Source organism: Streptomyces flavidovirens DSM 40150, from assembly GCF_000429085.1.
In the GTDB taxonomy this organism is placed as follows: Bacteria; Actinomycetota; Actinomycetes; order Streptomycetales; family Streptomycetaceae; genus Streptomyces; species Streptomyces flavidovirens.
The window spans coordinates 96174-110098 of record NZ_AUBE01000001.1; the positions used below are offsets into that span (position 1 = coordinate 96174).

Here is a 13925-nt window from a genome sequence, read left to right on the forward strand (position 1 = left end):
CGCTCACACCCCGTCCCCCAGCCGGTACGCCGTATGGTCCCGCCACTGTTCCCCGTCCCGGACGATCAGGTGCACCGTCTCGACCCGCGACGTCACGGGCAGGGCGGGCGCGCACTGCGCCTCCAGGGCGTCGTACGCGCGCTCCCAAGTGTCCGGTCCCTCGTGATTGGCGATCGTCAGGTGCGGGTCGAGACCTTCACCGAACAGACCCCGGTACGGCACCGCCTCGGGCCAGCGCCCGGTGAGCTCCTTGGTGAGCGCCCGTATCGGATCGGCCGGCCGGGGAGCGAGGAAGAGGACGCCCGGATACCGCCCGAACTCGGAGAACGTCAGGTCGAATGGGTCGTACGAGCGGAACAGTTCCAGCAGTTCGCGGTGGACAGGACCGGTGGTCCGGCTCTCGTGCAGGAACGGGTAGAGCACGGTGACATGGGCGGGAAACCCGGCCCTGACGAGCGGATCGGCCTCGGGCACCTTGATGGTCAGAGCCGTGTCCCCGGCCACATCCGGCCACCCCACTGCCCCGCCCCCCTCTCGCCCGGTGAGGGGCCAAGGAAATCACAGCCCGGCCCGGCAAGCCGCTCTCAGCCCCTCCGCGTCCCCTGCCTCCTCCGCCTCCGTACGGCTGCCAGTACGCCGAGCAGCACACCCACCACCAGCACGAGCAGCCCGCGCGTCCACACCTCGCGTTCGATCTGTGTCGCGAGAACGACGCACGACAGCGCACCGAGTACGGCGACCGTGGTGGGTGTCCTGAAGTGGCCGTGCGGTACTTCGTCACGGCGCAGGACGAGCACGGCCGTATTGACGACGAAGAACACGACGAGGAGCAGCAGCACAAGGGTTGAGGCGAGGGCGGCCACGTCCCCGGTGACCGCGAGCAGGAGTGACAGTGCCGTGGTGGCGGCGATCGCCGCCCAGGGGGTGCGGCGGCCGGGCAGCACCTTGGTCAGGACGCCGGGCAGGAGCCCGTCGCGTGCCATGCCGTAGGCGAGCCGGGAGGACATGATGCCGGTGAGCAGCGCGCCGTTGGCGACCGCGACGAGCGCGACGGCGCCGAAGAGCCAGGGCGGTACTCCCCCGGCGGCCTCGACCACTTCGAGCAGCGGTCCGCTGGACTCGGCGAGCGTTTTCGTGTCGACGGCCGCACCGGCGGCGACGCCCACCACCGCGTAGACCAGGCCGGCCGTGGCGAGCGCGCCGAAGAGGGCGCGGGGGTAGGAGCGCCGTGGGTCGCGGGTCTCCTCGGCGACGTTGACCGACGTCTCGAATCCGACGAAGGAGTAGAAGGCGAGGACGGACCCGCTCAGGACCGCCGCCGCGGGCCCGTGTTCGGGCGTACCGAGCTGCGTCAGTGCGCTCAGGTCGCCGTCGCCCCGCAGCACCACCCAGGCGCCGAGTCCGGCGACCAGCAGGAGGCCGCCCACCTCGATGACGGTGGCCACGACGTTGGCGCGCGTCGATTCGCTGATGCCGCGGGCGTTGAGCAGGGCGAGCGCGGTGAGGAACACCACCGCCACCAGCACCACGGGCAGGGAAACGAAAACCGCCAGGTAGTCCCCGCCGAAACCCCTGGCGAGAGCCGCGACGGAGACGATGCCCGCGGCGAGCATGCAGAAGCCGGCGAGGAGCCCGGCGAACGGCCCGTAGGCGAGGGTGGCGTAGTGGGACGCGCCGCCCGCCCGTGGGTATTTGGTGGCGAGTTCGGCGTACGAGGAAGCGGTCAGCAGGGCCAGGCAGAGCGCTACGCCCAGGGGCACCCACACGGCGCCGCCCGACTCGGCGGCGACCTGGCCCACCAGGACGTACACGCCCGCGCCGAGGACATCGCCCAGGATGAAGAAGTAGAGCAGCGGTGTCGTGAGGGCACGCCTGAGCGCGGTGCCCGATGTGGGCCCCGCAGGTGCCGGCCCTGTGTCCACTGCCCCGTGCGCCACAACAGCTTCCTTTCGTACGAGATGTCACTCTGCTGATGCCGCGTCATGGGCGCGGTCGGCCCATGACGCGGCATCAGGACCAGGCCCCGGAGAGCTGGGGAGGATCAGACAGGATCAGACGGCGATCGGAAAGCGATCCCACACCCGGTGCTGCCCCAGGAGCTGCTTGATCTGCTCCAGCGTGCCCGTACCGCTGTCGCCGGTCACGACGCCCGGCGTGCCGACGGGAATGCCCGCGGACTCCAGGACACGCTCGGCGCCCGCCCAGCCGCCGATGGCCTTGCCGTGCCGGAACGCCTCCGACAGCATCAGCTGCACCCGTGGATCGGTCGCCGCGCCGGCCGGCGCCACCGCCTCGGCGGCCTTGGCGTCCCGCGCGCCGTACGCGTCGCTGCCGATGCCGGGCACGCCCGCCACGAGAATGGCGTCGTACTCGACAGAACGCGCGGTGACGTACGTGCGCTGGACGGCGAGCGGCTCGCCGCCGCCGCCTTCGAGCTTGCCGCCCGCCGGCGCGATCACCAGCGGGACCATCCCGGCCTCCAGGACGGCCTCCCGTACCGACCGCACACCGTCCAGGTCGCCGTCGGCGTCGGTGACGATCCCGACGATGCGTCCGTCCAGCGGCCACGTCTGTCCGAGCTGCGACAGGGCCGGGCTCGGGTCGGGGGTCGTCAGCGACACGGTGGCCGCCGGCGCCGGCAGGCCGAGGCCCATGGCGACCTGTTCGCACAGTTCCGGGTCGATGTTGGCGAGCACCTTCAGCCCGCGCTCCTTGATGGCCGTCTCGTAACACTTCCCGAGCTCGAAGGTGTACGCCGCGATGATGTGCTCGCGCTCGACGGGCGTCATGCTGAGCCAGAACAGCCGGGGCTGGCTGAAGTGATCCGCGAAGGATGCGGGAGCCTCGCGCACCTTCCGCGCCGCCGCCACCTCCCTGGGCACCTCGATGTACGCCCCGGTGTCCGCGCCCGCCAGGAACGGGCAGCCGCCGTCGAGAGAATTGGGCCGGTAGGGGGCCGCGCCGGTGTGCACGGCCGTCTGGTGCATGCCGTCGCGGTTCATGTCGTTGACCGGCGCGTGGGTGCGGTTGACCGGGATCTGGGCGAAGTTGGGGCCGCCGAGCCGGCTGATCTGGGTGTCCAGGTACGAGAAGAGCCGGCCACTGAGCAGCGGGTCGTCCGTGATGTCGATGCCGGGCACCAGATGGCCGGGGTGGAAGGCGACCTGCTCGGTCTCGGCGAAGAAGTTCGACGGGTTGGCGTTGAGCGTCAGCAGCCCGATCGGCTGTACGGGCGCCAGCTCCTCCGGGACGATGTTCGTCGGGTCGAGCAGGTCGATGCCCTCGAACACCTGCTCCGGGGTGTCAGGGAAGGTCTGGATGCCGAGCTCCCACTGCGGGTACGCGCCGGCCTCGATCGCGTCGGCGAGGTCCCGGCGGTGGAAGTCGGGATCCATCCCGTTGATCAGCTGCGCTTCCTCCCACACCAGCGAGTGCACGCCGAGCTTGGGCTTCCAGTGGAACTTCACCAGCGTCGTCGCGCCCTCAGCGTTGACCAGGCGGAAGGTGTGGACGCCGAAGCCCTCCATCATCCGGAAGGAACGCGGAATGCCGCGGTCCGACATGTTCCACAGGGTGTGGTGGGTCGCCTCGGTGTGCAGGGTGACGAAGTCCCAGAAGGTGTCGTGCGCGCTCTGCGCCTGGGGGATCTCCCGGTCCGGGTGCGGCTTGCCGGCATGGATGATGTCGGGGAACTTGATCGCGTCCTGGATGAAGAAGACCGGGATGTTGTTGGCGACGAGGTCGAAGGTGCCCTCGTCCGTATAGAACTTCGTCGCGAACCCACGTGTGTCCCGCACGGTGTCCGACGAACCGCGCGACCCGAGGACGGTCGAGAACCGCGTGAACACCGGCGTCTCGACGCCCTTCCCGAGGAAGGCCGCCTTGGTGATCCGCTCGGCGGTCCCGTAGCCCTGGAAGACGCCGTGCGCCGCGGCGCCGCGCGCGTGCACGACCCGCTCCGGGATGCGCTCGTGGTCGAAATGAGTGATCTTCTCGCGCAGATGGTGGTCCTGAAGAAGCACCGGCCCGCGCGCACCGGCCTTGAGGGAGTGATCGGTGTCGTACAGCCGGGCGCCCTGAGCCGTGGTCAGGTACGCGTCGCCCTGGGCCATGTCGGCCTGCGCGGCGCCGGTGGGCCTGCCGGTGGGGCTGACCGTCTCGGGGCCGCTCTGGTCGGGCTTGGGCGGCAGCGGCGCCCGGACGCCGGTCGGCTCGTCGACCGGCGGCGACTCGGCGCCGGGCTTCCCCGGAATCCCGTTCTCCGGCCCTTCGTCACCGCTGAGCACCTCGGCGGCCTTCGCCGCGACGGCTTTCACCGGGTTCTTCTCGCTCATCTGTTCTCCAACCGTGTGGGGGCAACGTCACAGCTATGACCCGCACCGCAGAAGAGGAAACTGCGCCTCGGGCCACCCGCGACCGCACGCACCTGCACCTGTGACGGCGCCGTGCGAGTACCCAGCACCCGGCCCCCGAACCGGCCGTATTCACTCCGGACGGTGGCCGGACGTCGCCCGGCCACCGTCCGGCGCCCACCCCGGCTCAGTACGGTCCGACGAAACCCGCCGTGACCCCGGTCAGCCTGGGGACGGCGCTCCCGTCGCCGCCGACCAGCTCGAGGCACGCGGCCGCGATACTGCCGGCGTCGGGGTGGAACGCGTCCTCCAGGGGGGCGGACACCGGCGCCGGACAGTCCGGCGGCGTGACCCGGCGAACCGGCCGGCGCAGCGCGTCCGGTACGTTCTCGGCGACCACGGCGGCCACCTCCGCGGCGAAGCCGTAACGGGCCCAGCTGGTGTCCGCCACCACCAGCCGCCCGGTCTTCGCCACCGACTCGCAGATGAGGTCGTCGTCCAGCGGGCGGATGCTGCGTACGTCGATGACCTCGACACTGACGCCCTGGCGGGCCAGCAGATCGGCGGCGCGCTCGGCCTCGTACACCATCAGCGAGGCCGCGACGACCGTCACGTCCGTGCCGGACCGGGCGACGCGGCCGCGGCCGAAGGGGACCGGCACCGGCTCCGGCGGAACGTCGCCCTCGACCTGGTACAGGCCGCGGTTCTCCAGCAGCAGCACCGGTGTCTCGGAGCGCAGCGCCTGGACGAGCAGCCCCTTGGCGTCGGCGGGCGAGGCCGGTGTCGCGACGTACAGGCCGGGAAAGTGGCCGAAGACCGACTGCGGGCTCTGGGAGTGTGTGGCGCCCTGGCCCCAGCCACGGCCGACGACGCCCCGCGTGACCACGGGGACGCCGCCCTGGTCGCCGTACATGTAGCGCCACTTCGCGGCCAGGTTCACCAGCGCGTCCATCTCCAGGAACATGAAGTCCGCGCGGGAGTGGACCATCAGCGGGCGGCGTCCCATGGCGGCCGCGCCCACGGCGATACCGGCGCACGCGTTCTCGGAGTTGGGCACATCGATCACACGGGACGAGCCGAAGCGCTCGTACGCCGCGCGGGTCGTCCCGTAGATGCCCTTGTCGTCGTCCACCCCCTCCCCGGCGACGAAGACGCCGGGGTCGGCGGCCATGCACTGGACCGTGGCCTCGCTGATCGCCTGCCAGTAAGTGAGCTTGCGCATCTGACTAGTTCCTCCCACGGCCCGTGCCGTGTGTCTGCGGCTCGTAAGCGCCGTCGAGCAGGTCCCGTACGTCGGGGAAGGCGGCGGCCTTGGCACGCTCGACAGCCCGGCCGGCCTCGGCACGGAACTCGGCGTCCCACGCGTCGATCCGCGCGTCGATGTCCGGGTCGGCCGCGCGCAGGGCGTCAGCCGCGCCGCGGATCGGACAGCGGGCGATCCAGGAGTCCACCTCGGACTTCGGCCGGTAGCCCCCGGCCTGGTCGTGGTCCCAGCCGGGGCCGACATGCTCGCGCCAGCGGTAGGTCACCAGCTCCAGGAAGTACGGGCCGTTCCCCGAGCGGCACCATTCGACGGCCTCGGTGCCCGCCTCGTGGACGGCGAAGACGTCGTTGCCGTCCACGAGGCGGGACGGCATGCCGTAGCCCTGTGCGCGCTCCCGGATGCTCGTCCCGGGGGGCTGGCGGGCGCTGAGCGGCGAGGCGATCGAGTACTGGTTGTTCTCGCAGACGAAGACGACCGGGAGCCGGTGGACCATGGCGAAGTTCAGCGCCTCGTGGAACGTGCCCTCCTCGGACGCGCCGTCACCGAAGAAGGTCAGCGCCACCCGCGGGGCCCCTTCCATGGCGAACGCCCAGGCCGCGCCGACGGCGACCGGGATCATCTCGCCCAGGATCGCCGCCGAGCCGCCGAAGCCGGCCGCCCTGTCCATGAGGTGCACCGAACCGCCGCGCCCGCGGGCGCACCCGCTCACCTTTCCGTACAGCTCGGCGACCATGGCGTCCAGGTCGCCGCCCTTGGCGAGGTAGGGCGCGTGCGAGCGGTGGCCGCTGTAGACGACGTCCGTGCGCCGGGCCGCCGCGCAGATCCCGGCCGAGGTGGCCTCCTGACCGATGGAGAAATGGGTGGGGGTACGCATCTGCTGCTCTTCGCGGTACAGGTCCGCCAGCGTCTCCTCCACACAGCGGATACGCACCATGTCGCGCACCAGCCGGCGCTGAACCGAAGACATCACGAGCCGCTCCTTTCCAGGACGTTCAAAGGGTGTGCCGGTCGTTTCGCGGTGGTGGCCCGAGCCGTCGGCCGGGTCACCGGTACTGCCAGCCCGGCCGGGCCCGGCCGGCCCAGGTGCCGTCCGCCGGGGCGGCCTGCGCCCCGCGCGACCAGCGCGGGTACGGGGCCGTAGCGGCGGACTGCTCCCCGGCGCCGTCCCGCGACAGTGCGAGTACGGCGACCGTGAGGGCGGCCAGTTCCTCCGGCGCCGGATTCCCGCGTACGACGCGCAGCAGCGCGGTGTCGCGGGCGGTCACTGGGGCTGGTTCCCGTGCTTGCGGCTGGGCAGCGCCGTGTACTTCGACCGCAGCATCCGCAGGGCGCCGATGAGCTTCACGCGTGTCTGGGCCGGGTGGATGACATCGTCGACGAGCCCGTGCTCGGCCGCGTAATAGGGGTGCATCAGCTTGTCCTGGTACTCCCTGATCAGCCGCTCCCGAGTGCCTTCGGGGTCGTCCGACGCGGCGATCTCCCGGCGGAAGATCACATTGGCGGCGCCCTCCGCGCCCATCACGGCGATCTCGTTCGTCGGCCACGCCAGCGTCAGATCCGCGCCGATGGCCTGCGAGTCCATGACGATGTACGCACCGCCGTACGCCTTGCGCAGCACCACCGAGATCCGGGGCACGGTGGCGTTGCAGTACGCGTACAGCAGCTTGGCGCCGTGCCGGATGACCCCGCCGTGCTCCTGGTCCACGCCCGGCAGAAAGCCGGGTACGTCCACCAGCGTGACGAGCGGGATGTTGAAGGCGTCGCAGAACTGGACGAAACGCGCGGCCTTCTCGGACGAGGAGATGTCCAGCACGCCCGCCAGGTCGCATGGCTGGTTGGCGACGATCCCGACGACCTGGCCGCCCATCCGGGCCAGCGCGCAGATCACGTTGCCCGCCCAGCGTTGGTGCACTTCGAAGAACTCGCCGTCGTCCGCCAGCTCCTCGATCACCGCACGCATGTCGTACGCCCGTCCGCGCTCGGCGGGCACCAGGTCCACCAGCGACTCGGTGAGCCGGTCCACGGGGTCCTCCACCGGGACAGCGGGTGGCAGTTCCCGGTTGTTGGCGGGCAGCAGCGACAGCAGGTACCGCAGCTCCTGGAGGCACTCCTCCTCGTCGTCGTAGACGAACTGGGCCACGCCGGAGATGCCGGTGTGGACGTCGGCGCCGCCGAGTTCGTTCTGGGTGACGGACTCGCCGGTGACCGCCTGGACCACGTCCGGTCCGGTGATGAACATCTGCGAGGTGTCGCGGACCATGAAGACGAAGTCGGTCAGCGCGGGCGAGTACGCCGCACCGCCCGCGCACGGGCCCATGATCACGCTGATCTGGGGGATCACCCCGGAGTTGCGGACATTGCGCTGGAAGATCCCGCCGTACCCGGCGAGCGCCGTGACCCCCTCCTGGATGCGGGCACCCGCGCCGTCGCACAGGCCGACGATCGGCGCCCCGGCCGCCGCGGCCATGTCCATGATCTTGTGGATCTTGGTGGCGTGGGCCTCACCGAGCGCCCCGCCGAAGATGCGGAAGTCGTGGGCGTACACGAAGACCTCACGGCCGTCGACCAGTCCCCAGCCGGTGATCACGCCGTCGGAGTGCGGGCGCTTGTCCTCCATGCCGAAGCCGGTGGCGCGGTGCCGCCGCAGTCCCTCGACCTCGGTGAAGGTGTCCTGGTCGAAGAGCAGGTCTATGCGTTCACGCGCGGTGAGTTTCCCCTTCGCGTGCTGTGCCTCGGTGGCCTTCGGGGAGGGGCCGCGCAGCACCCGCTCCTGCAGCTCGACCAGGTCCGCCACCCGGCTCGCGGTGGGCCGTACGGGCTGGTCGCCGCTCGGGTACGGGGGCGCCTGCGGTGGTGCGGCGGGGCCGGGCACGGGCGCGTGCGGTGCCCCCTTCTCCCGCAGCCGTCCCACGGGGGTGTCCTCGATGATGGTCATCTGTGTCCTTCCGCTGCATAGGGGGTGTGGGACAGCCGGCGTATCCCGTCGAGCAGTTCGGCCTGCTCCATACAGGCCTGTGCGTCCGGTGCGCCGGCCAGGCCCGCGCGGCAGGCCGCCGCGAAGGCCCGCACCGTACGGGAGACCTGGTCGGCCGGCTCCAGCACGATCTCCTCGGCCCGGCCACCGCGCTTCAGCCGGATCACCGGCCGGTGGTCCGGCGGCGGGGTGAAGGCCCGTTCCAGCGTGATCCGCCCCGCGCTGCCCCAGAGCTCGTACGACGACCGGTAGCCGTGGTCCATACCGAAGGCGAGCTGAGCGGTGACACCGCGCTTGGAGCGCAGCAGGGCGGTTCCGGACGTCTCGACGGCGGCGTACGAGCCGCGTTCCAGGACCGCCCCGGCCACGCTCAGCGGGCTCCCGAGAAAGTACGCGGCGGCTCGGGCCGGGTAGATCCCGATGTCCAGGAGCGCCCCGCCGCCCAGTTCGGGCGCGTGGCGGATGTCGCCCGCCGGCAGGCGTGGCACGCCGAACCGCGCGCTGAAGGAGCGCAGTTCGCCGATCGCGCCGTCGTCGAGCAGCTCCCGGACCCGGATGTGCTGGGGATGGTGGAGAAACATCACGTTCTCCATCAGCACCAGCCCACGGGTCCGGGCCAGCGAGAGCAGCCGCCGGGTCGCGGCCGGGTCGGTGGTGAGCGGCTTCTCCGCCAGCACGTGTTTGCCGGCCCGCAGCGCCGCCTCGGTCCACGGCGCGTGCAGGGCGACCGGCAGGGGTACGTACACCGCGTCGACCGAGTCCATCGCGAGCAGCTCCGCGTAGCCCTCCACCGGTACGCAGCCGTATCGTCGGGCCACCGCGGCGGCCCGGCGGCCGTCCCGGCTGGCCACCGCGGCGACCTCGGTGTCCGGTGCGCCGGCGAAGGCGGGCAGCAGCCGGCGCCGGGCGATGTCCGCACAGCCCAGCACCCCGATCCGCAGTGGCGGGTTGGCGGCCACGGGCTCAGCCATCGGTCCCGTAACCGATCGCGTCGAGGCACGCCATGAGCGTGCGGGCCTGCACGTTGACGCAGTGGCCCTGCTGGACGAACAGGGAGAGCTGGCCGGGAGTCAGCCAGCGATACCCCTCAGGTGCGTCGAGCGGTGCCTGCCCTTCCTCGGCCTCGATCACCAGGTAGCGGCTCTGTGCGTCCAGGAAGCGTCCGCCCTCCTCCGAGTGCGTCGCCTCGTAGCGGATACTGGCCGGATCGGCGCTCAGCGCCAGGTCCAGGAAGGGCGGCCGGTCCGGGGCGGCCACGTCGGCGTAGTTGTCCGGTGTGTACATCACGGTGGGTGCGATCTCCACGGCCCCGCGCAGCCCGCCCTCCGTCCGGGCGTGCGCCAGCAGGTGCGGCACCCCGTTGATCCGCCGGGTGAGGAAGGCCACCACACCGCGCCCGCGCGGGCGGATCAACGGCTGGGTCCAGCGGGTGACTTCCCGGCTGCCCGCCTGCACGGACGCGGCGACCACCTCGAAGTAGCGGCCCTCCAAGTGGTGGATCGAGGAGTCGTCGCGCGCCCAGCCGGGAAGCCCGGCGAGCGGGACCCGTTCGGCGTGCACGTCGTGGCGCGCCCTGGCCTCGGTGAGCCAGGCGCGCAGCTCGGCGTCGGAGTGCAGGGCGGCCGGTTCCCCGTGGGCAGCCGTGCGGGGGACGCAGGACAGGACCGTACGCGCGTCCATGTTGACGACGTTGTCCAGCCGCAGCAGTTCGGCGATCTGCCCCAGGGTGAGCCAGCGGAAGTCGTCGTCCGGCGGCACGTCCCCGGTCGTTTCGACGATCATGTTGCGGTTGTGCTTGTGCAGGAACCACGAGCCGTGCTCGGACTGCAGCACGTCGGCCAGCACCGCCCCGCGCTGCGGCCTCGTGAAGTACTCGATGTACTTGACGTCGGCGCCCCGGTGCACCTTGGTGTAGTTGCTCCGGGTCGCCTGTACGGTCGGTGAGAGCTGGAGCAGATTCGGGTTGCCCGGCTCCATCTTGGCCTGCATCAGGCAGTGCAGGACCCCGTCGAACTCCTTGACGAGGATGCCCAGAATGCCGGTCTCCGGCTGGCGGATGACGGGCTGGTGCCAGCCGTCCGGGCCGCCGTCCACGCTCACCGCCAGGCCCTCGACGCTGAAGAACCGTCCGCTGCGGTGCACCAGATTGCCGGTGTCCCGCTGGGTGGACCAGCCCTCCAGCTCCGCGAAGGGGATGCGGTCGACGCGGAAGGAGTGTGCCGCGCGCCGCTGGGCGAACCACGTGTGGAACTCGCCCGGAGCCAGGTGCGCGCCTTCGGCCGTGGCCGCTGAGCGGGCGATCCTGTCGGCGGGGCCCGCGTCCTGTCGTGGCCGCAGTACGGTCGCCGCCGCGAGCTTGGATGACATGCGGGTGACTCCTTGGGGTTCTGGGATTCGATCGGGTGCCGGGTTACGGGCGTTCAGCGGCCGCCGGCCACGGTCAGCGATTCACCGGTGATGTTCCGGTTGGCCTCCGAGCACAGGAACAGCACGGCACGGGCCACGTCCTCGGGTTCGCTGAGCCGGCCCGTGGGGGTGGCCGCGACCTCGCGCTCCCGTACCGGCTCCGGAAGGCCCTTGAGCATGCGTTCGGTGACGGTCAGCCCCGGACAGACCACGTTCACCAGCAGCCCGTCGCCGCCCAGGTCCCACATCAGGCTGCGGGCCAGGCCGTGCAGTCCGGCCTTGGCCGCGCCGTAGAACTCCTGGCCGCGGTTTCCGCCAAGCGCGTTGTGCGAGGAGATCAGTGCGATCCGGCCCCAGCCCGAACGGCGCATACCCGCAACGGCGTTCTGCACCGTACGGATCACGGGCGCCAGGTTGCCGTCCACGACCGGCAGCCACTCCTCCTCGGGGACGCTCTCGAACGGTGTGCCCGGCTTCCTGCGCACGCCCCACCGCACCGCGTTCGCCACCAGGACGTCCAGTGCTCCCCAGCGCTCCTCGACCGCCGACACGACGCGGGCGGGCGAGGCCGGGTCGTCCAGGGCGTACGGGACGGGGAAGGCACGGTCGTCGTCCGCGCCCAGCTCGCCGGCCAGCTCCTCGGCGGCCTGCCTGTCGTTGCGGTACGAGAGGGCGACCCTGGCGCCCTCCGCGGAGAACGCGCGGGCCACGGCCCGGCCGATTCCGCTGGTGGCTCCGGTGACCAGGACGGTGCGTCCGCTCAGTCCGAGATCCATGCCGGCTCCTTCGCTGCGGTCGCCGCCTTCGCGTTCATCCGTTGGCTCCGGTGAATTCCTTGATGGAGGCGATGACGTAATCGAGCATTTCGTCGGTCAGTCCGGGATAGACGCCGACCCAGAAGGTGTGCTCGGTGATGAGGTCACTGTTGGTCAGGTCCCCGACGACGCGGTGCGGCTGGTCCACGTACGCGGGCTGCCTGGTGAGGTTGCCGGCGAACAGGCGGCGGGTGCCGATCTTGCGGTTTTCCAGGAAGTCGACGAGTTCGGCACGGCGGAAGGGCGCGTCGGGGTCGACGGTGAGTACGAAGCCGAACCAGCTCGGGTCGCTGTTCCTGGTCGCCTCGGGCAGCAGCAGGTGCGGCACACCGTCCAGGCCCTCACGCAGCCGCCGCCAGTTGCGTTTGCGGGCGGCGGTGAATTCGTCAAGCCTGGCGAGCTGGCTCAGCCCCAGGGAGGCCTGCAGGTCGGTGGCCTTCAGGTTGTAACCGACGTGGGAGAAGATGTACTTGTGGTCGTAGCCGTGGGGCAGGTTGCCCAGCCGGTAGTCGAACCGCTTGAGGCAGGTGTTGTTCCTGCCCGGTTCGCACCAGCAGTCGCGGCCCCAGTCGCGCAGTGACTCCACGACCCTCGCCAGCTTGAGGTCCGAGGTGAGTACGCAGCCGCCCTCGCCCATCGTGAGGTGGTGCGCGGGGTAGAAGCTGACGGTGGTCAGATCGCCGAAGGTGCCGGTGACCTTCCCGTTGTACGTGGTGCCGACCGCGTCGCAGTTGTCCTCCACGAAGAACAGGTCGTGCTCCTTGGCGAGTTGGGCGACCTCCTCGGCCTCGAAGGGGTTGCCGAGCGCGTGCGCGATCATGACGGCCCGGGTCTTGGGCCCGATGGCCCGCGCGACGCGTTCGGCAGTGGTGTTGTAGGTGCCCAACTCCACGTCGATGAAGACCGGGACCATGCCGTTCTGCACGATGGGGTTGACGGTGGTGGGGAAGCCGGCGGCGACGGTGATCACCTCGTCGCCCGGCTTGAGGCGGCGCTCGCCGAGGGTGTGGGAGGTGAGGGCGGTGAGCGCCAGCAGGTTGGCGGAGGAGCCCGAGTTGGTCAGATGGGCCTTGCGCCGGCCCAGGCGCTTGGCGAACAGCGACTCGAACCTGCGAGAGCTGGGCCCGGCCGCGATTCGCATCTCCAGCGCGGCCTCCACCAGCGCCACCCGGTCCTCCGCGTCCAGCGTCGCACCGGACGGCCAGATCTCGGTGACGCCGGGCACGAAGTCCTTCCCGGCCTCTTGTTCCTTGTGATACCTGCGAACCTCATCGAGAATGAACGCCTTTTCGCCGCGCATCCATGCCACCTCCACGATCGACTCGGCGCATCCCCGCACCAGATCCGTACACCCCGACCCTGCGCGCCGGCCCTCGAACCCGGCTCGACACGGGATGGAACGAGGACGGGGAGCCGGGGACGCGCGGGCCACAGCCCGGCCACCACCCGCGCTCGAGGCGGCCCGCCTAGCGTGCGCGCCGATGAATATCGAAGAGACGGCCGTACCCGACGCCTACCGGATCACCCCGCGCCTGCTGTCCGACGCCCGGGGAACCTTCCACGAGGCCTTCCGTCACGACGAGCTGGAGCGCGTCTGCGGACACGTCTTCACACCGCTGCAGTGCAACTACTCCACCTCCCGGCGCGGCACACTGCGCGGGATGCACTCGGTGCTGCTGCCGCCGGGCCAGGCCAAGTTCGTCTCCTGCGTACGCGGCGCCGTACTCGATGTCGTCACCGACGTACGGCGCGGGTCCCCGGCGTTCGGCGTGTCCACCTCGACCGTGCTCGACGCGCGCAGTGGCACGGGCATGTACGTGGCCGAAGGGCTGGCCCACGGATTCGTGGCGCTCACCGACGACGCCTGCGTGAGCTACCTCTGCTCCACGCTCCACGTCCCCGGCACCCAGGTCGACATCTGGCCCCTGGACCCGGAGCTCGCGCTGCCGTGGCACCGGGGCCTCACCGGGGAGCCGCTGCTGTCGGAGAAGGACGCCGCGGCGCCCTCGCTGGCCCGCGCCGCCGAGCTGGGACTGCTCGCCACGTACGACGAATGCCGGGCGCTGTACGCCCGGCAGCGCCGCGACCGGCGGTAAGCGCCCCGGGGCCTGTCC

12 protein-coding genes are annotated in these 13925 nt (G+C 71.2%); 1 reads left to right on the forward strand and 11 read right to left on the reverse strand.

The genetic code is table 11. From position 1 onward, the window contains the following. Window positions 1–3: 3 nt before the first annotated feature. The 11 genes from G412_RS0100460 to rfbH all read right to left on the reverse strand — a co-directional run bounded on the left by G412_RS0100460 (window position 4) and on the right by rfbH (window position 13111). Window positions 4–519, reverse strand: a complete 516-nt coding sequence (locus tag G412_RS0100460) for a 2'-5' RNA ligase family protein (RefSeq protein ID WP_028810350.1) — start codon at window positions 517–519, stop codon at window positions 4–6. Between the two features lie 65 nt (window positions 520–584). After that, window positions 585–1853: an APC family permease gene (locus G412_RS0100465; protein WP_208857829.1), complete on the reverse strand. Its 1269-nt coding sequence runs from the start codon at window positions 1851–1853 to the stop codon at window positions 585–587. A gap of 198 nt (window positions 1854–2051) precedes the next feature. Then, the gene (locus G412_RS0100470; protein ID WP_028810352.1) at window positions 2052–4334 is read right to left on the reverse strand and encodes a catalase; all 2283 of its coding nucleotides are present in this window, start codon (window positions 4332–4334) and stop codon (window positions 2052–2054) included. Window positions 4335–4539: 205 nt separating this feature from the next. Next, a complete protein-coding gene (locus G412_RS0100475) occupies window positions 4540–5574 on the reverse strand; it encodes an alpha-ketoacid dehydrogenase subunit beta (protein WP_028810353.1) in 1035 nt (344 codons plus the stop codon). A 4-nt stretch (window positions 5575–5578) separates the two neighbouring features. Continuing rightward, window positions 5579–6583 (reverse strand): thiamine pyrophosphate-dependent dehydrogenase E1 component subunit alpha, encoded by a 1005-nt coding sequence (locus G412_RS0100480; protein WP_037647236.1) that lies wholly within the window; start codon window positions 6581–6583, stop codon window positions 5579–5581. Window positions 6584–6659: 76 nt separating this feature from the next. Further along, window positions 6660–6881, reverse strand: a complete 222-nt coding sequence (locus G412_RS32685) for an acyl-CoA carboxylase subunit epsilon (protein WP_037647237.1) — start codon at window positions 6879–6881, stop codon at window positions 6660–6662. After that, the gene (locus tag G412_RS0100490) at window positions 6878–8551 is read right to left on the reverse strand and encodes an acyl-CoA carboxylase subunit beta (RefSeq protein ID WP_028810355.1); all 1674 of its coding nucleotides are present in this window, start codon (window positions 8549–8551) and stop codon (window positions 6878–6880) included. Before G412_RS0100490 ends, G412_RS32685 begins: the two co-directional genes overlap by 4 nt. Then, window positions 8548–9561, reverse strand: coding sequence for a Gfo/Idh/MocA family protein (locus G412_RS0100495; RefSeq protein WP_037647238.1), 1014 nt, complete (start codon window positions 9559–9561; stop codon window positions 8548–8550). Before G412_RS0100495 ends, G412_RS0100490 begins: the two co-directional genes overlap by 4 nt. Next, window positions 9554–10957, reverse strand: coding sequence for an NDP-hexose 2,3-dehydratase family protein (locus G412_RS0100500; protein ID WP_028810357.1), 1404 nt, complete (start codon window positions 10955–10957; stop codon window positions 9554–9556). The genes G412_RS0100495 and G412_RS0100500 overlap by 8 nt, the downstream gene beginning before the upstream one ends. Window positions 10958–11010: 53 nt before the next feature. Beyond that, window positions 11011–11772, reverse strand: a complete 762-nt coding sequence (locus G412_RS0100505) for an SDR family NAD(P)-dependent oxidoreductase (protein ID WP_028810358.1) — start codon at window positions 11770–11772, stop codon at window positions 11011–11013. Between the two features lie 34 nt (window positions 11773–11806). Further along, a complete protein-coding gene (rfbH, locus tag G412_RS0100510; RefSeq protein WP_028810359.1) occupies window positions 11807–13111 on the reverse strand; it encodes a lipopolysaccharide biosynthesis protein RfbH in 1305 nt (434 codons plus the stop codon). Between the two features lie 181 nt (window positions 13112–13292). Here rfbH and G412_RS0100515 point away from each other — a divergent pair, with 181 nt between their 5' ends. Then, on the forward strand, window positions 13293–13907 hold the full coding sequence (locus tag G412_RS0100515; RefSeq protein ID WP_028810360.1) for a dTDP-4-dehydrorhamnose 3,5-epimerase family protein: 615 nt from the start codon (window positions 13293–13295) through the stop codon (window positions 13905–13907). The last annotated feature ends 18 nt before the right edge of the window (window positions 13908–13925 follow it).

Coding starts and splice junctions, on each gene's coding strand:
- G412_RS0100515 (WP_028810360.1), top strand. CDS start 13,293: ATGAATATCGAAGAGACGGCCGTACCCGACGCCTACCGGATCACCCCG.
- G412_RS0100495 (WP_037647238.1), bottom strand. CDS start 9,561: ATGGCTGAGCCCGTGGCCGCCAACCCGCCACTGCGGATCGGGGTGCTG.
- G412_RS0100500 (WP_028810357.1), bottom strand. CDS start 10,957: ATGTCATCCAAGCTCGCGGCGGCGACCGTACTGCGGCCACGACAGGAC.
- G412_RS0100505 (WP_028810358.1), bottom strand. CDS start 11,772: ATGGATCTCGGACTGAGCGGACGCACCGTCCTGGTCACCGGAGCCACC.
- G412_RS0100480 (WP_037647236.1), bottom strand. CDS start 6,583: ATGTCTTCGGTTCAGCGCCGGCTGGTGCGCGACATGGTGCGTATCCGC.
- rfbH (WP_028810359.1), bottom strand. CDS start 13,111: ATGCGCGGCGAAAAGGCGTTCATTCTCGATGAGGTTCGCAGGTATCAC.
- G412_RS0100470 (WP_028810352.1), bottom strand. CDS start 4,334: ATGAGCGAGAAGAACCCGGTGAAAGCCGTCGCGGCGAAGGCCGCCGAG.
- G412_RS0100475 (WP_028810353.1), bottom strand. CDS start 5,574: ATGCGCAAGCTCACTTACTGGCAGGCGATCAGCGAGGCCACGGTCCAG.
- G412_RS0100490 (WP_028810355.1), bottom strand. CDS start 8,551: ATGACCATCATCGAGGACACCCCCGTGGGACGGCTGCGGGAGAAGGGG.